Raw genomic sequence first — 22,890 nt, 5'->3', positions numbered from 1 at the left:
AAAATCCATTATTAAAATTAAGGCTGCAGCGGGCGAGACCGGCGTTTTCCGGTGCCACCCCAGCGCCGCGCATCCTCACCCGGAATGGCCAGCGGGTTGTCGGCGGGCTCGGCCAGGGGCGCGAGCAGTGCCGTGAGATCGGCCTCGCTGAACTTCAGCGCACCGGCCGCGTCGTGGCCCAGCACGCCGCTGGCCAGCGCGGCCTTGCGCGCCTGCAGCTCCAACATGCGCTCCTCAATGCTGCCCTCGACCACCAGCTTGTAGACGAACACCGGCTGGTCCTGCCCGATGCGGTGGGCGCGGGCGGTGGCCTGCTCCTCCACGGCGGGGTTCCACCAGGGGTCGAGGTGGATCACGGTGTCGGCGGCCGTCAGGTTCAGGCCCGTGCCGCCCGCCTTGAGGCTGACCAGCAGGATGGGCGCGCTGCTTGCGTCCTGCGCCTGAAAACGTTGAACCACGGCGCCGCGCTGGCCCGGTGGCGTCTTGCCGGTGAGGGTGAGGTAGGGCAGGGCCAGCGCGTCCAGTTGTTCGGCGGCCAGCATCAGCATCTCGGTGAACTGAGAGAACACCAGCACGCGGCGGCCTTCTTCGACCAGGGCGGGCAGCATGTCGGCCAGCAGGTCGAGCTTGGCGCGTTCGGTGCCGGGGTGGATCTTCGCGCCTTTGACCAGGCGCGGATCGCAGCACACCTGGCGCAGCTTGAGCAGTGCATCCAGGATGGTGATCTGCGCGCCATCAAAGCTCTGGCGCTCCAGCGCTCGGCGTACCTGCTTGTCGGCCGTGGTGCGTACGGCCTCGTACAGCTCGCGCTGCTTGCCCTGCAGCTGCACGCGCAAGATGGTCTCGGTGCGCGGCGGCAGCTCGGTGGCCACGTCCTGCTTGCGGCGGCGCAGGATGAAGGGGCGCACGCGCTGGGCCAGCAGCTGGGCGCGCAGGGTTTCGCCGTTCTCTTCGATGGGCTTGCGCCAGCGGGCGTTGAAGCTGCGCATGTCTCCCAGAAAGCCGGGCATCAAAAAGTCGAACTGCGCCCACAGCTCGCCCAGGTGGTTTTCGAGCGGCGTGCCCGTCAGGCACAGCAGGTGCGGGGCCTGCAGCTTGCGCAGGGCGCGGGCGCTGCGGCTGCCTGCGTTTTTCACCATCTGGGCTTCGTCCAGGATCAGCAGGTGAAAAGGCTCTGCGGCCAGCGCATCCACGTCACGCCAGAGCAGCGGGTAGGTGGTCAGCACCAGGTCATGGTCGGCGATCTGCAGGTAGCGCTGACCCCGGCTCGCGCCATGCAGGGCCAGCACGCGCAGGCCCGGCGCCATGCGCGCGGCCTCGGCCTGCCAGTTGAAGAGCAGCGAGGTGGGCAGCACCACCAGGGCCGGGCGGGTGAGGCGGCCCGCTTTTTTCTCCACCAGCACATGGGCCAGCGCCTGCGCGGTTTTGCCCAGGCCCATGTCGTCGGCCAGGATGCCGCCCAGGCCCTGGGCGCGCAGGTACTGCAGCCAGGCCAGGCCGTCGAGCTGGTAGGGGCGCAGCTGCACCTGCAGGCCCTGGGGCGCCACCACGGGCTGCGGGGTGCCGATGCGGCGCAGGCGCTGGGCGAGCTGTGCCAGGCCCGCGTCGCCCTGCAGCTGCCAATCGTTGCTCCAGCCGCTGACGGTGCCCACGCGGTGGGCTTGCACCAGCCCGGCACGCAGGGCCTCGATGCGGCGGACCTCCCAGGCGCCCAGGCGCAGCGGGTCGCCGTCCTTCAGCTGTTTGCGGGAGGGGTCGGTGAGCAGGTCCACCATGGCGCCCACGATGGCCTTGAGCGGCCCTGCGGGTGCGTCGATGCGCCGCCCGCCAGGAGCGCGCAGCGAGATGACGGCGATGTCGTCGATGGCCGCCATCTGCCGCGCGTTGAGCCAGCGCACGTCGCGGCGCAGCAGGTCGGCCAGCATGGGGGCGAGGTCCAACACCTCGCCGTCGATCTCGATGCCCAGGCTGAGCAGCCAGGCGCCTTCGCGCTCGGGCAGGTGCAGCTTCTGCATGGGGCGCTGGCGTGTGCCCAGCGGGCCATCCACCTCTTTGGCCAGCAGCTCGCCAGTGTCGGGGGCGATGACCAGCTTCCAGCGCGACACGGGCACGCTTTCGTGTGCGAAGCCGGGGTGTACCACCACGCTCCAGCCCTCGGCGCGCAACTGCGGAACCACGTCGGCCCAGAAGTCGCCAAAGTGCGCCTCCTGCGCCAGGGTCCACATGGGGCCCAGCGTGGCGGCGGCCGCACGGTGGCGCCACTGCAGGCTCTTGGGGTCCACGGGGGTCAGGCCCAGGTCCCACACGCGGTCCATGGCGTCGGCCTCAGCGGCCAGGTTGCGCTGCATGCGCAGCACGGGGCCGCCGGTGTCGTACAGGTCTTGCACGGGCGCGGGGCGGGCGTTGAGCACCGAGGTGGGCGCGGCAGCCTCCCACTGGGCGCCGCTGTCGGTGCGGTAGGTCCAGTCGATCTGTGCCAGGGTCACGCTGTCGCCGCGTGGCCCCAGCTTGCCTTGGGGCGCCATGCCCAGCAGGCCGTCGCCCCGGCCCAGGGTCATGAGGGTGATGCGGGGGCGGAACTGGCCTGCGACCACACCGGATGCAACTGGGGTTGGCGCCGACGAAGCGGTGGGGGCCACAGAAAGGGCAGGTGCGGCGCCGTCGCGCAGCAGCGCCATCACCCGTGCGGCCTCGGCGTCGGTCAGCGGTGCCAACGCCTGCAGCGTGGCCGCATCGGCGCGCTGGCGCAGGGCCTGGGCCCAGGCGGCGACAAGGGCAGCCCGGTTCGACCGGGGCTGATCAGGGGGCGCGGGGTGGGCAGGGTCGTGGCCAGCGGCAGGCATAGGCCGCCGATTGTGCCGTGGTGGTTGTACGCCCCTGGTCAGAACTCCCAGGCCAGGCCCACCTGGCTGAAGCTGCGCCCATTGCCACGGCCCACGGCCACCGAGGCCTTGAGCCCTTCGGCAATCTCGTAGCGCAGGCCCAGGGCCTTGTCGGGGCGCGACCGTTGTTCGCCAAACACCTCGGAGGTGAAGCGCAGCTGGACGGTGAGCGGCAGCTCGTGCCCCACCGCCCAGGTGGCGGCGCGGTGGCGCACGCCCTGCACGCGGACGGTGTGGTGGCCTGCATTGATGTGCAGCGCTTGATCGTTGGCAAACCGGTAGCTGGCCAGGCCGGTGATGGTGAAGGCCCGCTCAGAAAAGTGCGCCGGGGTGGCGTCGTCGCGCACGCGGGTGTGGCCCAGGTCGGCCCGGGCGCCCAGCGACCAGCCCGCATCGTTCTGGATGGGCACCCACTTCACCCCCCAGCCCCGGCCCTGCAGCGTGGTGGCCGGGCTCTGGCCCTTGTCGCGGCCGTGGGCCAGCGACACCTCCATCTCCAGGCCGGGCAGCAGCCCCATGCCAAACAGCATCTCGGTGCTGCGGGTCTTGGCGTCGCGGCCCAGGGTGACTTCCAGTTTCAGCACGCCCTGGGCCAGCGTGCCCGCGTCGTCGGTGTGCATGGGCGCTTCGGCATGGGCGTGCAGGGCGCCTGCTATGCACGGCAGCGCCAGGCACCAGGGCGCGATCCTGGATGGGGGGCGGGGTTTCGAGAGGCTTTTCATCGGGGGCTGTTCGCGTTGTTGTTTCCGTTCTGCAGGCATTCCATGGGCCGGGGCCTTCAGCAGCCCGGTTACTGCAAAGATTCTGCAGACACCAGCCCGCTGCTTGGCCATCATCTCGCAAGAATCGTCGCACGCTGGCTTGACCGTGCGAGAAACGGGGTGACACTGCCATCCAGCTGGTTGGCTGCGAGCGGCGCGCGCGGATTGACTACCGGGGTTTTGCGCCGCCAGCGCACGCTTTGGCCGAGGCCTCCGTCACAGTGCCCCGTGGCCGGGTGGCCTGCAGGTTCATCGCGGCGGCGGCCAGCAAGATGGCCGCTGCGCCCAGCCACTGTGCGGGCTGCAGCCGGTGGCCGAACGCCACAAAGTCCACGCCGATCGCCACCACTGGGTAGATGAACGACAGCGCCCCCTGCAGGTAGGTGGGCAGTTTCTGCACCGCGCCATACAGCAGGATGTACATGAGGCCCGTGTGCACCACGCCCAGCGTGACCAGCAGCAGCCAGGTGCTGGCGCCCTGCGGCGGGGTGCCCAGCCGGGCAAAAGGTGCGAGCATGAGCACGCCCACCGCCACCTGCACCAGCGTAATCAGGTGGGGCGGTGTGCCCGTGAGCCGCTTGGCAATGACCGAGGCCACGGCCCAGAAGAACGCCGCGCCCAGCGCCATGGCAATGCCCAGGGCGTAGTCGCCGCCCGGCAGGCCCACACCGGGCTTGGCCTGCACGATGAGCAGCATGCCCACAAAGGCCGTGGCCAGCCAGCCGAGTTTGGCCAGCGTGACGCGTTCGCCAAACAGCAGGGCGCCAAAGACCACCAGCATGAACGGCTGCGTGTTGTAGACCGCTGTGGCGACGGAGATGGAGGCATGGGAGTAGGCGCCGAACAGCAGCAGCCAGTTGGTGACGATGGCCACGCCGCCCAGCGCGGCCCAGCGGGCGATGCGCCAGGTCATGCCGCGCAGCAGCCCCATGGCCCAGCACACCAGGCCCAGGGCTACGGCGCCCAAGGCGCAGCGCCAGAAAACCACCTCCAGCGCGGGCAGGCCCGATTGCACGACAAACCAGCCGATGGTTCCCGAGATGGCCATGGCGGCGCCCATCTCCAGCGTGCCCTGTGTTTTCTTTTCCATACCTGTGTGCCTGTTGCTCCGTGTGGTGATGGCAGAACTATAGAAAACAGAAGCTTCGCAAGGAATGCTTTGCATTAGGCAATTTTTCAATTGCTCCTGATAATCTGAGGTATTCATCGAATTTCGCCTCTGCACCATGGACGCCATCGACCAAGCCATCCTGACCCAGCTGCACCAGGACGCCCGCACCTCGCTCAAGGAGCTGGGCAAGCGCGTGGGCCTGTCGTCGCCCAGCGTGTCCGAGCGCCTGCGGCGGCTCGAAGAGCGCGGGGTGGTGCGTGCGTTCACGGTAGACATCGAGCCGCGCGCGCTGGGCTACCAGCTGCAGGCCGTCGTGCGGATTCGCCCCTTGCCGGGCCAGCTGGCGGCGGTGGAGCAGCTGATCCGCGACACGCCCGAGTTCTGCGAGTGCGACAAGGTCACGGGCGACGACTGTTTTGTGGCCCGGGTGTTTGTGCGGTCCATCGAGCAGCTGGACGGGGTGCTGGACCGCATTGCCGACAAGGCGCAGACCAACACGGCCATCGTGAAGGCGCAGACCATCCGGCGGCGGCCGCCGCCCTGGGTTCCAGGCGTCTGAAGAGGAAGGGCGCCGCTCAGCCGCCCAGCACCCGTGCGAACAGCTCGTTGCGGAAGTGGATGCCCAGGCGCGCAAAGGCGCGGTTGCGGTAGGTCTTGACGGTGGGCACGCTCAGGCCCAGGTCGCTGGCGATGCCTTCGTGCGTCATGCCCTGCAGCAGGCGCGCACACACGTCCAGCTCGCGGTCGGTCAGCTCGGCCTGCAGGCGCACCAGGCGCATGCGCAGCACGGGCAGGCCGTCGGCCGCCAGCGGGGCCAGGGCCGCATCGGCAGGCAGCGCCAAGTTGTGTACCGGGTCAGTGCTGCTGGCCTCGTGCCACAGCGTGGCCGGGGGCAGGTGCGTGTGCGACAGGTCGATGTGCTTGCGGGTCAGCGCCAGCAGCACCGGCGCGACGGACTCGAACGCGCTGATCTGCCGGTCGCTGAAGGCGCGTTGGTGCTGGTGGCGGTAGAAGTTGACCGCAAACACCGAGCCATCGCTTTCATACTCGACCACCGACACGCGCTCGGCCACGCCGTGGGCTTCGTACACCCGGGCGCGGTGTTCGCCCTCCACCTCGGTCGCGGTCACATGGCACAGGCGCGTTTCGGGCGCAGCCACGGGCACTTCGTCAAATGGGCGGCCCCAGGTGCGGTCGCTGCGGTAGGGGCCCGAGAGGTAGGCCCACCAGCAGTCCTGCGTGGTGTCGGGCACGCCCCGGCTGGCCGACATGAACAGCGTGGGTTTGCAGCGGTGGCCCGTGCGGTACACCGACCAGGAAGCGGCGGGCAACACCGGTTCCAGGTCTTGCAGCAGGCCCGGCGCAAAGCCGTTGTCGCCCAGGCGATGAACCATGCTGGCCAGCGTCTGGCTGGCAGGGCTGTGCAGCACCTGCCGGCCGGGCACAGTCTGGGGAGAGGAGGGGAGCCACTGCCGCATGGAAAAGTCGGAAATTGCGAGGTGATGGGGTGCGAAAACGTGGAGTGTGCGCTGAAACTGCCCCCGATGCGGCCACTGGGGCGCTCGGGTTATCCCGTCATCCTCTGGGATAACAGGCGCTGCTTGCAACGGGACTTACGCTAGGTCTCATGTCTGAAGTCATCCCCTTACCCGATCCGCAATTCCAGTTTTTTGCCGACCTTCGCGTGGAGGTAGGCGTCCCCCAGGAAGTCGGCCACACCGTGCACGGCCTGCGCAGGCTGATCCCCATCCTGGGCGGCACCGCCACCGGCGATGGCTGGAGCGCGCGTGTGCTGCCGGGCGGCGCAGACTTCCAGCTCATCGTGAACGACCGGCTGTCGGAGCTGGATGCGCGCTACGTGCTGGAGACCGATGGTGGCGACCTTATTTATGTGCAAAACCGTGCCGTGCGCTCGGGCCCGGCTGAGCTGATTGCCCGCCTGGTACGCGGCGAGCTGGTGGACCCGGCGCAGGTCTATTTCCGCTGCAGCCCGAGTTTCGAGACCGCATCGCCCGCGCTGTCCTGGATGGCCGAGCGCATGTTTGTGGGCACGGGCGCGCGCTACCCCGACGCCGTGGCCATGCGTTTTTTTGAGCTGCGATAGCGCCCGGCCCTTTTTTATCTTTTGACCTTTCCCAACGTACAAGACCTGGAGACACTATGAAAAACACCACCCAACCCTTGCGCCGCGCCCTGGTGGCTGCATCCATCCTGGCCGGGCTCATGCCCTGGGCGGGGGCCCAGGCACAGGGGGCTGCGGCCTACCCCAGCAAGCCCGTGCGCATCATCGTGGGCTTTCCTGCGGGCACGGGGCCGGACATCGTGGCGCGCCTGCTGGCGCAAAAACTCTCGGAAGGCTGGGGCAACGCGGGCGTGATTGTGGACAACAAGCCCGGCGCGGGCGGCCTCATTGCGGCCAGCGAGGCCGCACGCGCCGCACCCGACGGCTACACGCTGATGCTGGGCGAAACCGGCCAGCTCAGCATTACCCCCAGCAGCTACAACAAGCTGCCCTACGACCCGGCCAAGGACTTTGTGCCCGTGAGCCAGGTCGTCACCTCCGACTTTGTGCTGCTGGTCAATCCCCAAAAGGTGCCATCGCGCAACGTGAAGGAGTTTGTGGACTGGACCAAGCAGCAAAAGGGCCTGTTCCTGGCCACGTTTGGCGCGGGCACGCCGGGGCACTTTGGCGCCTTCATGTTTGGCGATGCGGTCAAGCTCAAGCCCGAGCCAGTGCACTACAAGAACACGGCGGACGCGCTGGGTGGCCTGTTCAGCGGCGATGTGCAGGGGGTGTTTGCCAGTGTGGGGCTGGCAGCCCCCAATGTGAAGGCGGGCAAGCTGGTGGCACTGGGCTCCACCGGCGCCACGCGCACCAACGCGCTGCCTGACGTACCCACCATCAAGGAGCAGGGCTACGCCAACCTGGAGTTCTCGTCGTGGTTCGGTATCGTGGCCCCGGCCAAGACGCCCCCCGAGATCGTTGCCAAGCTCGGCGCCGACATCATCCGGGCCGTGCAGTCGCCCGAGGGCAAGGCCAAGATGGAAGAGGCCGGTTTCCGCGTGACGGGCACCAGCCCGCAGGACTTTGCCCGCACCATCGCCGCCGACACGGTGACCTGGGGCAAGGCCGTTGCCGCCACCGGCTTCAAGGCCGACTGAGCGCCCGGCCCGCTCAACACATTTCCCCGCATCCAGACCCGCGCACCTGCCTTCGCAGGCGGCACGGGCCGGGGCGCAGCCATGCCTGGCGCTGGGCACGCGCTTCACTTTCATTCCAACCACAACACGACCGGAGGCACACACCATGTCCTTTCTCCACGCTCTGCAGCCCGCCAGCCAACCCGCTGCGGGATTGCGCCGCAAACTGGTGCCCGCCGCACTCACCATGCCCCTGCTGATGGCCGCCTGTGGTGGCGGCAACGGCGATGCGTCGGCCCAACAGGTCACGCCCGCTGCGGCCTGCGCCGAGCTATCGGCCAAGGCCGGGCTGGCTGCAACCACGCTCACCACCAGCTACGTCGCCGCAGACACCAAGCGCCCAGGCGGAGCCGCCACGGGCGCGTTCCTGCCAGGCCACTGCGCGGTCACGGGCGCCATCACCCCCCGCGTGGGCGTGGATGGCAAGAACTACGCCATCGGTTTTCAACTGAGCCTGCCGGACAACTGGAACGGGCGTTTCCTGTTCATCGGTGGCGGCGGCAACGACGGCACCCTGCGCGACACCTCGCTCAGCTCCAGCATTTCGGGCGGCACACCGTCGCCGCTGGGGCAGGGGTTTGCGGTGGTGTCCACCGACGCGGGGCACACCGGCACCACGGCCAGCTTCGGCGCCGACCCGCAGGCGCGCATTGACCATGCCTACAACTCCTACGACAAGACGGCGGTGGCCGCCAAGTCGCTGATTGCCACCCGCTATGGCCGCAAGCCCGACCATTCGTACTTCTCGGGCTGTTCGGGCGGCGGGCGCCAGGGCATGATGTTTTCGCAGCGTTTTCCGGACTATTTCGACGCCATCACGGCTGGTGCGCCCGCCATGCGCGTGTCCAGCGGCGCCACGGTGGCCGCGATGTGGAACACCATCCAGTTCGAAGCCATCGCCCCGCAGGACGCATCGGGCAAGCGCATCCTGTCGCAGGCGTTCAGCAACGCCGACCTGAACCTCGTGGCCGATGCAGTGAAGTCGTCGTGCGACGCGGCCGATGGTGTGGCCGATGGCCTGGTGAACAACGTGAAGGCCTGCAAGTTTGACCCAGCGGTGCTGCAGTGCAGCGGTGCCAAGGGCGCCAGCTGCCTGAGCAGCGCCCAGGTGGGCGCGCTCAAGAGCGTGTTTGCGGGCCCGCGCAACTCTGCGGGTAAGGCCTTGTACGCCGGTCAGCCCTGGGACCCGGGCCTGGCCGCGCCAGGCTGGCGCACCTGGACGCTGGGCAGCTCCACCACCGCCACGCCGGACGCACGCTACATCACGCTGATGGTCGATGCGCTGGTGAACGAGTTCTTCACGCCGCCAGACCTCAGCTTCAACCCGCTCGCCTTCAACTTCGACACCGATCCGGCGCGCATGGAGGCCTATTCGGCCATCTATGACACCTACCGCGACGATAAGCTCGCGGCCTTCAAGCAGCGCGGCGGCAAGATGTTGTTCATCCACGGCATGTCCGACCCGATCTTCTCGGCCCTGGACACCATGGACTACTACGAACGCCTGGCGGCCAACAACGGCGGCATGGCAGCCACGCAGAACTTTGCGCGCACCTTCCTGGTGCCCGGCATGAACCACTGCTCGGGCGGTCCGGCCACCGACAACTTTGATTCAATCCAGGCCATGGTGGACTGGGTGGAGAAGGGCGTGGCGCCCGACACCATCGCTGCCAAGGCGCTGCCTGCCAATACCTTCATGCCCAACCGCACGCGGCCGCTGTGCGCCTACCCACAGTTCGCCAAGTACAAGGGCTCGGGCAATGTGGAAGACGCCAGCAGCTTTGTCTGCGCGGCAGAGTAAGCCTGACCGGGGCTACTTGCGGACGGCAGAGGCAGGGGCGGGCAGTTGCAGCCGGGCCTCCTGCACCACCTGCACGCAGTCGCGCAGGTGCTGCTCGCCCAGGTAGCGCAGCGTGGCGTAGCCCAAGGTGGCGGCCACGGCCTGGCCCGCCAGGGGCACGTACTTGGCCACCTGCTTGGTGGTGAGGCGCAGGCCCACAGTCTGCGCGGCGCGCAACACCAGTTCGCGCGTGATCAGCTTGCCGATCAGCACCGAACCGACCAGGCCCACGGCCTTTTGCACCTGCTCGCGTTTGCTGGGGTCAAGCTGGTCGATCTGCCCGGCGGACAGGCCAAACTCGGCGCTGATTTGCGGAATGAGTCTGGACAGCAGGGCCGCATCCACAGCCCAGTCGAGTCCCGGCACGGGCACCATGCTGGCGGCGGCGGCCACCAGGGCGCGCCGGTGCAACAGCTTGCGGGCACGCCGCACTGCGGCGGCCAGGTCCGGGTCACCGGCGGCCATCTGCGAAGAGCTGGGCATGGGGCAGTCCAGTGCGGCGGTTTAGGACGATTTGCCCTTGACCAGGCTGTACACCACCAGCAGGACCACGGCGCCCAGCACAGAGGCGATCCAGCCGGCCGAGTCGCCCTGTGCATACCAGCCCATGGCCATGCCTACATAGCTGGCAAGGAAGGAGCCTGCCACGCCGAGCAGCGCAGTCATGATCCAGCCCAGCTTGTCGTCCCCGGGCTTGATGGCGCGGGCAATGAAACCCACGACCAGACCGACCAGCAGCGTTCCCAGAATTGACACCATGTTTTCCCCTTTGTGAACTTGTGCGAGCTTGTTGGAGCTTGCGGATGGATGTGATGAAAGCGAACGAAAGCGAACCAGGGGACTGTACCGAAGGGGCGGGTGCCCCTACTGTCGGACAACGCCCCCTGTGTGCGTCACCGGGGGGAGGTGGCGCCCGGGGGCGGTGAGTTCAAGGGTCGCTCGAACAGGCAGTGCCCGAAGCGGTGCGCGTGCAGGTCCATGCCCGAAATCTGGTAGCTGGCGCCGTCGCAGATGTAGCGGCCCGGTGGCAGGCCTGCGTGGGCAGCTTCGGTCAGCAGGATGTCGTTGGCACCGGCGATGTCTTCGCCGAGCTTGCAGGCGCAGTTCATCTCGGGGCCAAACAGGTCCTGCTGGGCGATGACCAGTGTGGGGCCGAAACCAATGCCTGCACTGACGTTCAGGATGCGTTCGGGCGGCAGCACGGTGTTCATGGCCTGCAGGGCGCGCAATGTGTCCAGCGCTGCTTCCAGGGCCTGCTCGGGGCTGTTGAACACCGCAAACAGGTTGTCGGCCTCCTGTTTGATGATTTCGCCGCCATTGCCCCGGATGGCGGGGCGGGCCGCCTGCTCCATCTGGTGGATCATGGCCAGGAAATGGATGATGCCGTGACTTTGCGTGATGCGCGAAAAGCCGCACATGTCCAGCACCAGGATGGCCACGTTGCGCACAAAGGCCTGCTCAATGGCGGCGTCGATGCCTGCGGCGTTGGCGGGCACCTGGTTGCGCTCGGCCAGCAGGCGCCGCAGGTAGTCCTTGTCGTGGGGGGCCTGGGTCCCGGGTGGCGCAGAAGGGTGGTGCATGGCAGCGGCCTGTGGGTGGTGTCTGACATGGTAGCGCGGCACCTGCTGGCGAGGCAGGGCCCGGTTGCAAAACTACAGTGGGGTTTTCCGTGCCGCAGGGCCCGGCGGCGAGGCCTTCACAGGCTGCCTGCCGACCCCGGCTTGTCTCGATCCACCAAGAAAGGAAACTCCCATGACCTACCCACGTTGGACCCGCTCCGGTGCCGCCCTGGCGGCGGCTGCCTGCGCCTTGGGGGGCCTGCTGGCCCTGCCCACTGGGGCGATGGCGCAATCGCAAGGGGGCGAAGCCTCGCTGGCCCGGGGCGCCGTGCCGGACACCACGCCCCAGCAGCGTTACCAGTCGGCCATCCGCGAAGCCGGTGGCGGGCTCAAGGTCAGCCTGGAGGAATGCCGGGCCATGGCCGCTGCAGAGCGCAAGGCCTGCGAATCCCAGGCCCGCGCGCGGTACCAGGCCGATATGGCAGCCGCCAAGGCACTGCTGAAGGACCCGTCTGCCGGGCCGGTGAATGTGGTGGGTGGGCCGATCCGCAGCACCGAGACGGTGTACGAGATCAAGCCCTGATTTGGTCCCGCCGCCAGCGGGCGAGCGCGCAGTAAAGCTTTACTGCGGCTGCGCTGCCTGGGCGGTGCTGGTCGCGCCCTCGGCCGAAGTCACGCGGCGTGCGCCGTTGAAGCGGCGCTTCCAGTAGGCCACGCCCATGTCTTCAACCCGGATCTCCGAGCCGCTGCGGGGGGAGTGGATGAACTTGCCGTCCCCCACATAGATGCCCACGTGGCTGAAATTGCGGCGCATGGTGTTGAAGAACACCAGGTCGCCCGGTTGCAGTTCTTTTTTGTCGATGACCTGGGTGGCAGCCGCCTGCTGGTCAGCGCGGCGGGGCAGCAGCAGGCCCACGGTCTGTTCGTACATGGCACGCACAAAACCGCTGCAGTCAAAGCCGGTTTCGGCGCTGTTGCCGCCACGCTTGTAAGGCACGCCCAGGAAACCCATGGCGTTAACCACCAGCTCGGAGGCCTGTCCGGCCACTGTGTGGGCCTTGTCGGCCACCTGGTGGCTCACGTTTTCCAGCCGTGTGAGCAGGCCTTTGTCGGCAAGCAAACGGTCCATATCGTCAGAATTGGCCGTCTGGGGGGCTGCCTGCGCGGTGGTGGCGCAGACCAGGAGGAGGAGGCAAAACCATCTGGACATGGGGGCGAAGGGTAACACGGTATGGTTGCTTATTAAAAATAAGCTGTTTTGCAAGCCATTGATTTGATTCAACTAAATGGCGATGGCCGGGCGCGGGGGCTTGCAATGCGTTGCGTTGGCGGGCTTTTGCGCCGCGCGGGTTCGGTGTCAACGCGCCCTTGGCGCCCATCCTGGGGTGGAGGAATTTTTTGCGATGAAATTCATGAAAAAACCGGCCTTTCGGCGCACCAGCAAATCCCAGGCAGCTATGTTTTTGATAGCTTTTGGCTGCGCGGCCAGCAGCAGTGCCCAAAACACCGTGCCGGCCGTCTCGCTGGTCGCGGTGGCCACCGGGCTGGTCAACCCCTGGGCGCTGGCCTTTTTGCCGGACGGGCAGTTTCTGGTCACCGAACGCCCGGGGCGCATGCGGGTGGTGGGCGCCACCGGCCAGGTGGGCCCGGCCCTGACCGGGGTGCCCCCGGTGGCCGCAGGCGGGCGGGGCGGCCTGCTGGATGTGGTGACGGATGCCGACTTTGCGCGCAACCGGCGCATCTACTTCTGCTTTTCAGAGCCCGCAGCCAGCGGGGCGGGCAACAGCACGGCCGTGGCGCGTGCCACCCTGGCGGCCGATGTGCGCAGCCTGCAGGACGTGCGTGTGGTCTTCAGCCAGCGGCCCAAGGTCGAAAGTGCGCTGCATTTTGGCTGCCGCATCGTGCAGGCCCCGGACGGCAACCTGCTGGTGGCCCTGGGCGAGCGCTACCACCGCAAGGACGATGCGCAAAAGCTGGACAACCACCACGGCAAGGTCGTCCGCATCACTCCCGACGGTGCGGTGCCTCCTGGCAACCCCTTTGCAAGCCAGCCCGGCGCATTGCCCGAGATCTGGAGCTACGGCCACCGCAACCCCCAGGGCGCCACGCTGGGGCCGGACGGCAAACTCTGGATGCACGAACACGGCCCCCAAGGCGGCGACGAGATCAACCTGCCCCAACCCGGCCGCAACTACGGCTGGCCCGTGGTCACCTTTGGCGAAAACTATGGCGGCGGCAAGATGGGCGAAGGTACAGCCAAAGCGGGCATGGAGCCGCCCTTGCACCACTGGACGCCGTCCATTGCGCCCTCGGGCATGGCGTTTTTGACCAGCGCGCGCTACGGCGCGGCATGGCAGGGCAGCCTGTTTGTCGGTTCACTCAAATTTGGCACCCTGCACCGGCTGGAAGTGACAGGCGGCACGGTGCAGCGCGAAGAAAAACTGCTGCAAGGCAATGGCGAGCGCATCCGCGACGTGCGCCAGGGGCCGGACGGCCTTCTTTATATGGTGACCGACAGCCCCCAGGGGCGGCTGCTGCGCCTGCAGCCCGACTGACGGCGGTAGCGGGGCGGCTTGACCCAGGTCATGTCACCCGCAGTTTCTGCCCGGCAGAGCTTCCGGCGCGGGGTGTTCACTAGGTGTCTGCCAGCACTTTGGGTTTAGGCTGGCGCCATGCATGCCGAGCCCTCCTCTCCCGCCCCAGCTTTCGCTCCTGTGTCTGCCCCGGACGGCGCGCCACCCCGGTCTCAGCTGGCGCTGCGCCGCGTGGCCATCGACACCTGGCGCGAAAACGTGGCCTACCTGCACCGCGACTGCGCCGTGTACCGGGCCGAGGGTTTCCAGGCCCTGTCCAAGATCGAGGTGCGCGCCAACGGCCGCCGCATCCTGGCCACGGTGAACGTGGTGGACGACCCTGCCATCGTGGGCTGCCACGAGCTGGGCTTGTCGGAAGACGCGTTTGCCCAGCTGGGCGTGGACAACGGTCACACCGTGTCGGTGGCCCAGGCCGAGCCACCCGAGTCCATGGGCGCGCTGTTCCGCAAGATTGCGAGCGAGCGCCTCACGCGGGAGGACTTCGGCGCCATCGTGCGCGACATTGCCGACCACCGCTATTCCAAGATCGAACTCACCGCCTTCGTGGTGGCCTGCCACCGCAATGAGCTGGACCGGGAGGAGGTCTTCTTCCTCACCGATGCCATGGTCGCCAGCGGCAGGCGGCTGGACTGGCACGAACCGCTGGTGGTGGACAAGCACTGCATCGGCGGCATTCCGGGCAACCGCACCACCATGCTGGTCGTGCCCATCGTCGCAGCGCACGGCATGTTGTGCCCCAAGACGTCATCGCGCGCCATCACATCCCCTGCCGGCACGGCCGACACCATGGAGGTGCTGGCCAAGGTGGAGCTGCCGCTTGCGCAACTGGCCGACATCGTGCGCGCGCACCGGGGCTGCCTGGCCTGGGGCGGCACGGCCAATCTGTCGCCCGCCGACGATGTGCTGATCTCGGTGGAGCGGCCGCTGTCCATCGACTCCGCCGGGCAGATGGTGGCGTCCATCCTGTCCAAAAAGGTGGCGGCCGGCGCCACGCACTTGGTGCTCGACATTCCCATCGGCCCCACGGCCAAGGTGCGGTCGATGCCTGAGGCGCAGCGTCTGCGGCGGCTGTTTGAATATGTGGCGCGGCGCATGGGCCTGTCGCTGGACGTGGTCATTACCGACGGCCGCCAGCCCGTGGGCAATGGCGTGGGCCCGGTGCTGGAGGCACGCGACGTGATGCGCGTGCTGCAAAACGACCCGCGCGCGCCCGACGACCTGCGGCAAAAGGCGCTGCGCCTGGCCGGGCGCCTGATCGAGTGCGACCCTGATGTGCGCGGCGGCGACGGCTACGCGATTGCGCGTGACATCCTCGACTCCGGCCGGGCGCTGGCGCGCATGAACGCCATCATTGCCGCCCAGGGCAGCACGGGGTTTGACCATAACCACCCGGCACTGGGTGTGCTGACGCTGGACGTGGTGGCGCCCGCCAGCGGCGTGGTGGCGGGCATCGACAACTACCAGATCGCCCGCGTGGCCCGGCTGGCCGGGGCGCCCAAGGTGCCGGGCGCCGGGGTGGACCTGATGCACAAGCTGGGCGACACCGTGGCGGCGGGCGACCTGCTGTACCGCGTGCATGCCAGCTACCCGGCGGACCTCGAGTTTGCGCGCCATGCGTGCGAGCGGGACAGCGGCTACCGGCTGGGCACGGCCGACGAGGTGCCACGCGTGTTTGTGGAGTTCTGACCATGGGCGCACCTGAAGCCGCGTGCGTGCTGTATTTCGACGACGAGGCCGCGTCTGCGCTGCGCCTGGCGCAGGCCACAGGCCTTAGCGCCCAGGCCATCGAGCGCCACCGCTTCCCCGATGGCGAACTCAAACTGCGCCTGCCGGTGGACGAGACCACTGGCCGCCTGCCACGGCACGCCGCGCTGCTGCGCAGTCTGCACCAGCCCAACGAAAAGCTGGTGGAGCTGCTGCTGGCCGCACGCACGGCCCGCAGCCTGGGTGTACACCACCTCACGCTGGTGGCGCCGTACCTGGCCTATATGCGGCAGGACATGGCCTTCCGCCCTGGCGAGGCCGTGAGCCAGCAGGTGGTGGGCGGGTTTCTGGCGGGGCTGTTTGACGCTGTCATCACCGTGGACCCGCACCTGCACCGCATCGACCGGCTGGAGCAGGCCATTGCCGTGCCGCAGGCCGTGGTGCTCAGCGGTGCCGAGCCGCTGGCCGACCTGATTGCTGAACGCCGCCCGAACGCGCTGCTGGTGGGGCCCGACGGCGAATCCGCCCAGTGGATCGCCCAGGCCGCCGCGCGCCACGGCTTTGACCATGCCGTGTGCACCAAGGTGCGCCATGGTGACCGCCATGTGGCCATCGAGCTGCCCGCGCTCAACGCCCAGGGGAGGGCGGTGGTGCTGCTGGACGACATGGCCAGCACCGGCCGCACGCTGGCGCTGGCCGCCCGGCTGCTGCTGCAGGCGGGTGCCGCCTCGGTGGATGTGGCTGTGACGCATGCGCTGTTTGCGGGCGATGCGCTGCAGGTGCTGCATGAAGCCGGGGTGGGGGAGGTCTGGAGCACGGACTGCATCCCGCACTCGAGCAACGCCGTGGCCATGGCCGGGTCGCTGGCCACGGCGCTGCAGTCCGTCCTTCGCAGCTGAAAACCCCGGGCTCGGGCTGCGACAATGCGCCATTGCCTCCCACGCTGCGCCCGCACAGCGATTCAACGAACACAGAAACGGTCCCACCATGCTGCTTGACGCCACCGAATCCCAACTCGTCCTGGTCGATTACCAGGAGCGCCTGATGCCTGCCATCCACGAAGGCCCCGCCGTGCTGGCCAACGCCCGCCGCCTGGCCGAGATTGCCCGCATGCTGGATGTGCCCGTGTGGGGCACCGAGCAGAACCCTTCGCGCCTTGGGGCCAACGACGCCGCGCTGCGTGCCTTGTGCCAGAAAACCCTGGCCAAGATGCACTTCAGCGCCGCCGAGGAAGGCCTGGGCGAATGGCTGCGCCCGCCGGCCAAGCCCCAGGGCGGCAACGCACGCAGCCTGCCCAAGCACCTGCAAAAGCCCGCACCGCTGGCGGCAGAGCGCGGCACCATCGTGATTGCCGGGTGCGAAGCCCATGTCTGCCTGCTGCAGACCGCGCTGGACCTGATCGACGACGAGTTTGAAGTGTGGGTGGTGACCGACGCCTGCGGCTCGCGCACTGAACGCAACCGCGACGCCGCCTTCGACCGCCTGGCCGGCGCAGGCGCCGAGCTGGTGACCACCGAGATGGTGGCGTTTGAATGGCTGGGCAGCTGCGAGCACCCGGCATTCAAGGATGTCCTGGGGCTGATCAAGTAAAATTTGGGTATTTTTAGCCTTCTCCGCGCGTCCATAAAGCGCTAATAGCTATCAAAACAATAGCAAATCAACCCAGAGGCGGTGGAGAGGCGCGTCGCTGAAACCCCACCTGCGGCATGGTTCATCGCCGCCTTCGATTCACCCCGCCCGCTGCGCCTCTGCCTTGGCACACACGGCGTTGCCGGAGGCGGCCCAGCCGTCTATGCCCCCTTGGAGAAAGCGTGCATTGAAGCCCGCTGCGCGCAAGCGCAACGCGGTCGATCGGCCGACTTCGTGGCCATAGACGCAGTACACCACCACGTCTTCGCTGGCAGACAGCTCCGGGGCCCATGTGTCGATGGCGGCAGGGTCGCGCCAGCGGGCGTTGGGGATGGCGGTGGTGGCCGCCTCGTACACACCGGCGCGGCGCACATCAATCAATTGCGCCGCCGCTTGCGCGTCCTGGATGGACGCTTGCAGCCCTTCGCTCGCGGCGTGTACCGCATGCTGGTAGCGCTCATAGACGGCGGCCCAGTGGATGTTTGCCATGAAGGCGTCCACATAGGCACCCGCAGCTGCACCGTGGTCGAGGTGGTAGGCATGCTCGTACATGTCCAGCGCGAGGATGGGAACACCTCCTGTAGTCACCTGGGTGTGATCGCTGGCCCACTGGTTGACGAGCGTGCCCTCGCGCGGCTGGAACACCAGCAACACCCAGCCAGAGCCGCCGCCCAGTGCCTTGCCCATGGCAACGAACTCCTCGCGCCACCGCTCCACACTGCCAAAATTGGCCGCCAGCGCCAGCAGCATGGCGGGTGCGGGGGCGGCACCACCGCCGCCCAGGCTGCCAAAGTACAGCTCGTGCAGCAGCATCGAATTGCTGGCGATCAGCTCCTCGCGCTTGAGTCCGTTGAGCGCAAAGCCGGGCGTGGAGGCAAAGTCCAGCCCCGAGAGCTGCGCCCGGATGGCGTTGAGCCGTGCCACCGCGCCGCCATAGTTGTTCTGGTGGTGGCTGCGCAGCAGCCTTTCGGACAGGCCGGGCAGCGTGGCCGGGTCAAAAGGAAGGGCTTGGGGGCGTGCTTGCATGGGGATACTCCCGGGAAGTGGATGACAACTGTTTCAGGCCAGCCAGGGTTTGAGTAAGGTCACTGTCAGCCCCACGGCCGCACACAGGCCCAGCAGTGGCATTACCCCCAGCTTGAAGCGGAACAGCGCCACCAGCGCGCCCACAGCGATCACTGCCGGCACGGCATCGAACGCCCCGCCAAAACCCTGGGGCCACAGCAGGTGGTAGGCAAAAAACAGCGCCAGGTTCAGGATCACACCCACCACGGCGGCGGTGATGGCCGACAGTGGCGCGGTGAAGCCGAGCTTGCCGTGCGTGGCTTCCACCAGCGGGCCACCCGCCAGGATGAAGATGAACGAGGGCAGGAAGGTGACGAAAGTCACCACGGTGGCTGCTGCGGCGGCGCCTGCGAACAGTGCATCGGGGCCCCACACCTGCTGCAGCCAGCCGCCCACAAAACCCACAAACGCCACCACCATGATCAGCGGGCCGGGTGTGGTCTCGCCCAGCGCCAGGCCGTCGATCATCTGCGGGCCGCTGAGCCACTGGTAGTGCTCCACCGCGCCCTGGTACACGTAGGGCAGCACGGCATAGGCGCCGCCAAAGGTGAGCAGCGCGGCCTTGGTGAAGAACCAGCCCATCTGCGTAAGCGTGCCTTGCCAGCCCTGCGTGGCCACCAACGCGGCCATGGCTGCGAGCCACAGCGCCAGCCCTGCCGCGAGCACCTTGGCCAGGTGGCTGCGCGAGAAGCGCGCGTGGGCGGGCGCAGGGGTGTCGTCATCAATCAGCGCAGGGCCGTAGCCCTGGTGGCCGTTGGCATGGCCCCCCCCCAGGGCAAACACGGCCGGCCAGCGCTGTGCGCCAAAGTAGCCGATGAGGCCCGCCGCGAGCACGATGGCCGGAAAGGGCGTGTCGAACGCAAAAATGGCCACAAAAGACGCAGCGGCAATGCCCCACATCCAGCCGTTCTTGAGCGCGCGCGTGCCAATGCGGTGCGCTGCGTGCAGCACCAGCGCGGTCACAGCGGGTTTGATGCCATAGAAGATGCCCGCCACCACGGGCACATCGCCGAACCTGAGGTACACCCACGACAGCGCGATCAGGATGAACAGCGAGGGCAGCACAAACAACGCCCCGGCCACGATGCCACCCCAGGTGCGGTGCATGAGCCAGCCAATGTAGGTGGCCAGCTGCTGCGCCTCGGGGCCGGGCAGCAGCATGCAGTAGTTGAGGGCGTGCAGAAAGCGCTTTTCGCTGATCCAGCGGCGACGCTCCACCAGCTCGGCATGCATGATCGCGATCTGGCCCGCTGGCCCGCCAAAGCTGATGAAGCCCAGCTTGAGCCAGAACAGGAAGGCCTCGCCAAAACCCACGGGGGCGGGGCGGTCCAGGGCGGGAGTGGTGGGCGCAGAAGTCGGGGTGGTCATGGTGCGGTGCTGGGCAGCGGGGCCTGCGAGGAAGGGAGGGCGGACGGCACGGCGTACAAGGCGTCGAACACCTGCGCGGCGGCCTGGGCCAGGGCGTCATCATCGGCATGCACTTCGCGCAGGCCGGCCAGCACGGCCTCCAGCCCCGCGGCCTCGGGCACGGGCATGCCGCCGGTGTCCAGGTAGTGCACGGCACGGGCCAGGCGCTGCAGCCGAGGGTCGGCTTCGAGCCCAAAGCTGGCAATGAGCACCTCAAAGGTCACCAGGGCACCCACGTGGGTGAACCGGGCGCCGTCAAAGTCAAAGCCCAGGACATCAGCAGGCGGCGATGCCGGATCGGCCAGCCATACGAACCGCGCGCCCGGGTCGATGAAGCGGCGGATCAGCCAGGCGCAGGCCAGGCGGTCCACCCAGGGCCGGGCGCGGGTCGCCCAACGCTGGTTCTGGAACTGGGCGGCGTCCAGGCGCGCGATGCCATGGGCGGGCAGGGCGGCGGGCTCTCCGCGTGAGAAGCAAGCGTCCAGGGCCTGCCGCAGGCTGGCCAGGTCAGCATCGGCCTGCGCGGCGGCGGCGCCGGGGTAGTAGTCGGTGCGGTGCAAGGCCTGCAGGGCGTCGGCAATGCCGCGCAGGCGGCGGCGGGCTTCGGTTTCGGTGAGCTGTGCCAGCTCCGCCTGCAAGGCCGTCGCCGTATCGCGCCACAGCATGAAGGCCTCGGTGCGGTCGAACAGCGCTTCGATCTCCTGGCGCTGTGCGCTGTCCGGCGCAGTGAGGGTCAGCAGCATGGCCGTGCCGCCGTGTTCTCGCACCTCGGTGGCAATGGGGGCGAGCAGGTCCGCGTGCTCTTGCGGCAGCAGGTATGCGCCATCGCGCAGGGCGGCACAGCCCAGTGCCTTGAGATTGCGCCAGATGCGCAGCCGCACGGCATTGGGCTGCGTGGGCAGCGTCATGATGAGTGTCGACCACATAAAATGAAGTATATGCGTTGTTTTATGAAATGGTTATTTCTTTTTGATAATCTTGTAGGCAAAGAATCCTTGCGTGCAGGTGCTTCAGAGCCTAGAAGGGTGGGGAGGGAAGAGCGTGAGCCACCTGCAAGCAGTGGAAGGGGCAAGGGGGACTGGGGTGCGCAGGTGCGTTGCTGGAGCGGGAGCAAGGCCTGACCACCGTGGATTTAGCGTCGCTGCGTCAGTTTGCCGCAAGCCCGTCATGAATAATTATGAATTCAAAACCTGCTGTCCTGGCAGGGCGAGAGAGATGCCGAGGAGACACTCACAATGACCGCACACAGCACCTACGCCGACTTCTACAGCCAGTCCATCGACCACCGCGACGCCTTCTGGAGCGAGCAGGCGAAGCTGATTGACTGGAAGACCCCACCCCAGCAGGTGTGCGACTACAGCAACCCGCCGTTTGCCAAATGGTTTGTGGGCGGCACCACCAATCTGTGCCACAACGCCGTAGACCGGCACCTGGCCACGCGCGCCAGCCAGGCCGCGCTGGTGGCGATCTCTACCGAAACCGACACTGAGCGCAGCTACAGCTTTGCGGAGCTGCATGCCGAGGTGCAGCGCATGGCGGCCGTGTTGTTGTCGCTGGGTGTGAAGAAGGGCGACCGTGTGCTCATCTACATGCCCATGATTGCCGAGGCTGCGTTTGCCATGCTGGCCTGCGTGCGCATTGGGGCGCTGCATTCGGTGGTGTTTGGCGGGTTTGCCTCGGGCTCGCTGGCCTCGCGCATTGAAGACTCCGAGCCCGTGGCCGTGGTCAGCGCCGATGCGGGCTCGCGCGGCGGCAAGGTGGTGCCCTACAAGCCGCTGCTGGACGAGGCCATTGCCCTGTCTAAACACAAGCCCGCCGCCGTGCTGATGGTGAACCGGGGCCTGGCGCCCATGCACCTGCAGCCAGGCCGCGACCACGACTGGGCGCTGCTGCGCGAGCAGCACCTGAACACCGTGGTGCCCTGCGAGTGGGTCGAATCCACCCACCCCAGCTACACGCTGTACACCAGCGGCACCACAGGCAAGCCCAAGGGCGTGCAGCGCGACACGGGCGGCTACGCCGTGGCGCTGGCCGCCAGCATGAAGCACATCTTCGATGCCAAGCCGGGGGAGGTGTACTTCGCCACCAGCGACATCGGCTGGGTGGTGGGGCACAGCTACATCATTTACGGGCCGCTGCTGGCCGGCATGACCACCATCCTGTACGAGGGCCTGCCGATCCGGCCCGACGCGGGTGTGTGGTGGAGCATCGTGGAGAAGTACCAGGTCACGCACATGTTCTCGGCCCCCACGGCGGTGCGGGTGCTGAAAAAGCAGGACCCGGCTTTCCTCACCCAATACAACGTGAAAAGCCTCAAGGCCCTTTGGCTGGCGGGCGAGCCGGTGGACGAGCCCACGGCACGCTGGATTGGCGCGGCGCTGAACATCCCCATCATCGACAACTACTGGCAAACCGAAACCGGCTGGCCTATCCTGGCGGTGGCCAACGGCATCGAAGCCAACGCCGCGCGGTGGGGCAGCCCGGGCAAGGCGGTCTATGGCTACCACGTCAAGTTGCTCGACGAGGCCACGGGCGAGGAGCTGACGGGAGCCAACCAGAAGGGCGTGGTCGCCATCGAAGGCCCGCTGCCGCCCGGCTGCATGCAGACCGTGTGGCGCGACGACGCCCGCTTTGTGAACACCTACTGGAAGAGCATCCCCGGCCGCCTCATTTACAGCACCTTCGACTGGGGCATCCGCGACGCCGACGGCTACCACTTCATCCTGGGCCGCACCGACGACGTAATCAACGTGGCCGGCCACCGCCTGGGCACACGCGAGATCGAGGAAAGCATTGCCTCGCACCCCAACATCGCCGAAGTGGCCGTGGTGGGCGTGGCCGACAGCCTCAAGGGCCAGGTCGCCATGGCGTTTGCCGTGGCACGTGATGCATCGGGCCTGACCCATGAGGCTGCACGCCTCAAGCTCGAAGGCGAGGTGATGAAACAGGTGGACGGCCAGCTCGGCGCCGTGGCGCGGCCGTCGCGCGTGTACTTTGTGACGGTGTTGCCCAAGACCCGCAGCGGCAAGCTGCTGCGCCGCGCCCTGCAGGCCGTGGCCGAGCGGCGCGACCCAGGGGATCTGACGACGATGGAAGACCCGGCAGCGCTGCAGCAGGTGAAGGAGTTGGTGGGCTGA

Annotated in this window: 21 protein-coding genes; 10 read left to right on the top strand and 11 right to left on the bottom strand. The window is 67.7% G+C overall.

The genetic code is table 11. The annotated features are described in order from the left end of the window. Window positions 1-17 precede the first annotated feature (17 nt). The 3 genes from ACYZGB_RS15565 to ACYZGB_RS15555 form a co-directional block, all read right to left on the bottom strand. Entirely contained in the window at window positions 18-2,843 is a 2,826-nt protein-coding gene (locus ACYZGB_RS15565; RefSeq protein WP_462389534.1) for a DEAD/DEAH box helicase, read from the bottom strand. 38 nt (window positions 2,844-2,881) lie between these two features. Continuing rightward, window positions 2,882-3,604, bottom strand: coding sequence for a hypothetical protein (locus ACYZGB_RS15560; RefSeq protein WP_462389532.1), 723 nt, complete (start codon window positions 3,602-3,604; stop codon window positions 2,882-2,884). A gap of 208 nt (window positions 3,605-3,812) precedes the next feature. Further along, window positions 3,813-4,733, bottom strand: a complete 921-nt coding sequence (locus ACYZGB_RS15555) for a DMT family transporter (protein ID WP_462389531.1) — start codon at window positions 4,731-4,733, stop codon at window positions 3,813-3,815. A 136-nt stretch (window positions 4,734-4,869) separates the two neighbouring features. Between ACYZGB_RS15555 and ACYZGB_RS15550 the strand changes: the two genes are divergently transcribed. Further along, entirely contained in the window at window positions 4,870-5,313 is a 444-nt protein-coding gene (locus ACYZGB_RS15550) for an Lrp/AsnC family transcriptional regulator (protein WP_462389530.1), read from the top strand. 16 nt (window positions 5,314-5,329) lie between these two features. Here ACYZGB_RS15550 and ACYZGB_RS15545 read toward each other — a convergent pair whose 3' ends face one another. Then, window positions 5,330-6,232: a helix-turn-helix transcriptional regulator gene (locus ACYZGB_RS15545; RefSeq protein ID WP_462389529.1), complete on the bottom strand. Its 903-nt coding sequence runs from the start codon at window positions 6,230-6,232 to the stop codon at window positions 5,330-5,332. Window positions 6,233-6,381: 149 nt separating this feature from the next. Here ACYZGB_RS15545 and ACYZGB_RS15540 point away from each other — a divergent pair, with 149 nt between their 5' ends. The 3 genes from ACYZGB_RS15540 to ACYZGB_RS15530 all read left to right on the top strand — a co-directional run bounded on the left by ACYZGB_RS15540 (window position 6,382) and on the right by ACYZGB_RS15530 (window position 9,756). Next, window positions 6,382-6,858, top strand: a complete 477-nt coding sequence (locus ACYZGB_RS15540) for a DUF3237 domain-containing protein (RefSeq protein ID WP_462389527.1) — start codon at window positions 6,382-6,384, stop codon at window positions 6,856-6,858. 56 nt (window positions 6,859-6,914) lie between these two features. Further along, the gene (locus tag ACYZGB_RS15535; protein ID WP_462389525.1) at window positions 6,915-7,916 is read left to right on the top strand and encodes a Bug family tripartite tricarboxylate transporter substrate binding protein; all 1,002 of its coding nucleotides are present in this window, start codon (window positions 6,915-6,917) and stop codon (window positions 7,914-7,916) included. Between the two features lie 145 nt (window positions 7,917-8,061). After that, entirely contained in the window at window positions 8,062-9,756 is a 1,695-nt protein-coding gene (locus tag ACYZGB_RS15530; protein ID WP_462389524.1) for a tannase/feruloyl esterase family alpha/beta hydrolase, read from the top strand. A 12-nt stretch (window positions 9,757-9,768) separates the two neighbouring features. Here the strand turns inward: ACYZGB_RS15530 and ACYZGB_RS15525 are convergent, their stop codons facing one another. From ACYZGB_RS15525 to ACYZGB_RS15515, 3 genes are all read right to left on the bottom strand, one after another. Next, the gene (locus tag ACYZGB_RS15525; protein WP_462389523.1) at window positions 9,769-10,278 is read right to left on the bottom strand and encodes a hypothetical protein; all 510 of its coding nucleotides are present in this window, start codon (window positions 10,276-10,278) and stop codon (window positions 9,769-9,771) included. A 21-nt stretch (window positions 10,279-10,299) separates the two neighbouring features. Next, on the bottom strand, window positions 10,300-10,554 hold the full coding sequence (locus tag ACYZGB_RS15520) for a GlsB/YeaQ/YmgE family stress response membrane protein (RefSeq protein ID WP_462389522.1): 255 nt from the start codon (window positions 10,552-10,554) through the stop codon (window positions 10,300-10,302). A gap of 134 nt (window positions 10,555-10,688) precedes the next feature. Then, the gene (locus ACYZGB_RS15515) at window positions 10,689-11,375 is read right to left on the bottom strand and encodes an adenylate/guanylate cyclase domain-containing protein (RefSeq protein WP_462389521.1); all 687 of its coding nucleotides are present in this window, start codon (window positions 11,373-11,375) and stop codon (window positions 10,689-10,691) included. A gap of 172 nt (window positions 11,376-11,547) precedes the next feature. Here ACYZGB_RS15515 and ACYZGB_RS15510 point away from each other — a divergent pair, with 172 nt between their 5' ends. Continuing rightward, window positions 11,548-11,937 carry a hypothetical protein gene (locus tag ACYZGB_RS15510; RefSeq protein WP_462389519.1) on the top strand — a complete coding sequence of 130 codons (390 nt, stop codon included), beginning with the start codon at window positions 11,548-11,550 and terminating at the stop codon, window positions 11,935-11,937. Window positions 11,938-11,976: 39 nt separating this feature from the next. Here the strand turns inward: ACYZGB_RS15510 and ACYZGB_RS15505 are convergent, their stop codons facing one another. Next, entirely contained in the window at window positions 11,977-12,564 is a 588-nt protein-coding gene (locus ACYZGB_RS15505) for a C40 family peptidase (protein ID WP_462389517.1), read from the bottom strand. A gap of 202 nt (window positions 12,565-12,766) precedes the next feature. Here ACYZGB_RS15505 and ACYZGB_RS15500 point away from each other — a divergent pair, with 202 nt between their 5' ends. The 4 genes from ACYZGB_RS15500 to ACYZGB_RS15485 all read left to right on the top strand — a co-directional run bounded on the left by ACYZGB_RS15500 (window position 12,767) and on the right by ACYZGB_RS15485 (window position 17,242). Next, window positions 12,767-13,909, top strand: a complete 1,143-nt coding sequence (locus ACYZGB_RS15500; RefSeq protein ID WP_462389552.1) for a PQQ-dependent sugar dehydrogenase — start codon at window positions 12,767-12,769, stop codon at window positions 13,907-13,909. Window positions 13,910-14,104: 195 nt separating this feature from the next. Next, the gene (locus ACYZGB_RS15495; RefSeq protein WP_462389550.1) at window positions 14,105-15,634 is read left to right on the top strand and encodes a thymidine phosphorylase family protein; all 1,530 of its coding nucleotides are present in this window, start codon (window positions 14,105-14,107) and stop codon (window positions 15,632-15,634) included. Between the two features lie 2 nt (window positions 15,635-15,636). Continuing rightward, window positions 15,637-16,551, top strand: coding sequence for a ribose-phosphate diphosphokinase (locus tag ACYZGB_RS15490; protein WP_462389516.1), 915 nt, complete (start codon window positions 15,637-15,639; stop codon window positions 16,549-16,551). Window positions 16,552-16,639: 88 nt separating this feature from the next. Further along, a complete protein-coding gene (locus ACYZGB_RS15485; RefSeq protein WP_056062923.1) occupies window positions 16,640-17,242 on the top strand; it encodes an isochorismatase family protein in 603 nt (200 codons plus the stop codon). A 138-nt stretch (window positions 17,243-17,380) separates the two neighbouring features. On the opposite strand, the gene ACYZGB_RS15480 is transcribed toward ACYZGB_RS15485, so the two are convergent. The 3 genes from ACYZGB_RS15480 to ACYZGB_RS15470 are packed head-to-tail and all read right to left on the bottom strand — an operon-like array spanning window position 17,381 to window position 20,679. Further along, window positions 17,381-18,307 (bottom strand): Fe-Mn family superoxide dismutase, encoded by a 927-nt coding sequence (locus tag ACYZGB_RS15480; protein WP_462389514.1) that lies wholly within the window; start codon window positions 18,305-18,307, stop codon window positions 17,381-17,383. A 33-nt stretch (window positions 18,308-18,340) separates the two neighbouring features. After that, window positions 18,341-19,714, bottom strand: coding sequence for a chromate efflux transporter (chrA, locus tag ACYZGB_RS15475; protein ID WP_462389512.1), 1,374 nt, complete (start codon window positions 19,712-19,714; stop codon window positions 18,341-18,343). Beyond that, complete coding sequence (locus ACYZGB_RS15470) at window positions 19,711-20,679, bottom strand: chromate resistance protein ChrB domain-containing protein (RefSeq protein ID WP_462389510.1); 969 nt, start codon at window positions 20,677-20,679, stop codon at window positions 19,711-19,713. Before ACYZGB_RS15470 ends, chrA begins: the two co-directional genes overlap by 4 nt. A gap of 309 nt (window positions 20,680-20,988) precedes the next feature. On the opposite strand from ACYZGB_RS15470, the gene ACYZGB_RS15465 reads away from it, so the two are divergent. Then, complete coding sequence (locus ACYZGB_RS15465) at window positions 20,989-22,890, top strand: propionate--CoA ligase (protein ID WP_462389508.1); 1,902 nt, start codon at window positions 20,989-20,991, stop codon at window positions 22,888-22,890.

This window comes from Acidovorax sp. Q11 (genome assembly GCF_054950075.1).
This window is presented reverse-complemented; position numbering and strand designations above follow the sequence as displayed.

Coding starts and splice junctions, on each gene's coding strand:
- ACYZGB_RS15540 (WP_462389527.1), top strand. CDS start 6,382: ATGTCTGAAGTCATCCCCTTACCCGATCCGCAATTCCAGTTTTTTGCC.
- chrA (WP_462389512.1), bottom strand. CDS start 19,714: ATGACCACCCCGACTTCTGCGCCCACCACTCCCGCCCTGGACCGCCCC.
- ACYZGB_RS15465 (WP_462389508.1), top strand. CDS start 20,989: ATGACCGCACACAGCACCTACGCCGACTTCTACAGCCAGTCCATCGAC.
- ACYZGB_RS15470 (WP_462389510.1), bottom strand. CDS start 20,679: ATGTGGTCGACACTCATCATGACGCTGCCCACGCAGCCCAATGCCGTG.
- ACYZGB_RS15505 (WP_462389517.1), bottom strand. CDS start 12,564: ATGTCCAGATGGTTTTGCCTCCTCCTCCTGGTCTGCGCCACCACCGCG.
- ACYZGB_RS15545 (WP_462389529.1), bottom strand. CDS start 6,232: ATGCGGCAGTGGCTCCCCTCCTCTCCCCAGACTGTGCCCGGCCGGCAG.
- ACYZGB_RS15525 (WP_462389523.1), bottom strand. CDS start 10,278: ATGCCCAGCTCTTCGCAGATGGCCGCCGGTGACCCGGACCTGGCCGCC.
- ACYZGB_RS15535 (WP_462389525.1), top strand. CDS start 6,915: ATGAAAAACACCACCCAACCCTTGCGCCGCGCCCTGGTGGCTGCATCC.
- ACYZGB_RS15560 (WP_462389532.1), bottom strand. CDS start 3,604: ATGAAAAGCCTCTCGAAACCCCGCCCCCCATCCAGGATCGCGCCCTGG.
- ACYZGB_RS15490 (WP_462389516.1), top strand. CDS start 15,637: ATGGGCGCACCTGAAGCCGCGTGCGTGCTGTATTTCGACGACGAGGCC.
- ACYZGB_RS15485 (WP_056062923.1), top strand. CDS start 16,640: ATGCTGCTTGACGCCACCGAATCCCAACTCGTCCTGGTCGATTACCAG.
- ACYZGB_RS15480 (WP_462389514.1), bottom strand. CDS start 18,307: ATGCAAGCACGCCCCCAAGCCCTTCCTTTTGACCCGGCCACGCTGCCC.
- ACYZGB_RS15515 (WP_462389521.1), bottom strand. CDS start 11,375: ATGCACCACCCTTCTGCGCCACCCGGGACCCAGGCCCCCCACGACAAG.
- ACYZGB_RS15510 (WP_462389519.1), top strand. CDS start 11,548: ATGACCTACCCACGTTGGACCCGCTCCGGTGCCGCCCTGGCGGCGGCT.
- ACYZGB_RS15530 (WP_462389524.1), top strand. CDS start 8,062: ATGTCCTTTCTCCACGCTCTGCAGCCCGCCAGCCAACCCGCTGCGGGA.
- ACYZGB_RS15500 (WP_462389552.1), top strand. CDS start 12,767: ATGAAAAAACCGGCCTTTCGGCGCACCAGCAAATCCCAGGCAGCTATG.
- ACYZGB_RS15550 (WP_462389530.1), top strand. CDS start 4,870: ATGGACGCCATCGACCAAGCCATCCTGACCCAGCTGCACCAGGACGCC.
- ACYZGB_RS15520 (WP_462389522.1), bottom strand. CDS start 10,554: ATGGTGTCAATTCTGGGAACGCTGCTGGTCGGTCTGGTCGTGGGTTTC.
- ACYZGB_RS15565 (WP_462389534.1), bottom strand. CDS start 2,843: ATGCCTGCCGCTGGCCACGACCCTGCCCACCCCGCGCCCCCTGATCAG.
- ACYZGB_RS15555 (WP_462389531.1), bottom strand. CDS start 4,733: ATGGAAAAGAAAACACAGGGCACGCTGGAGATGGGCGCCGCCATGGCC.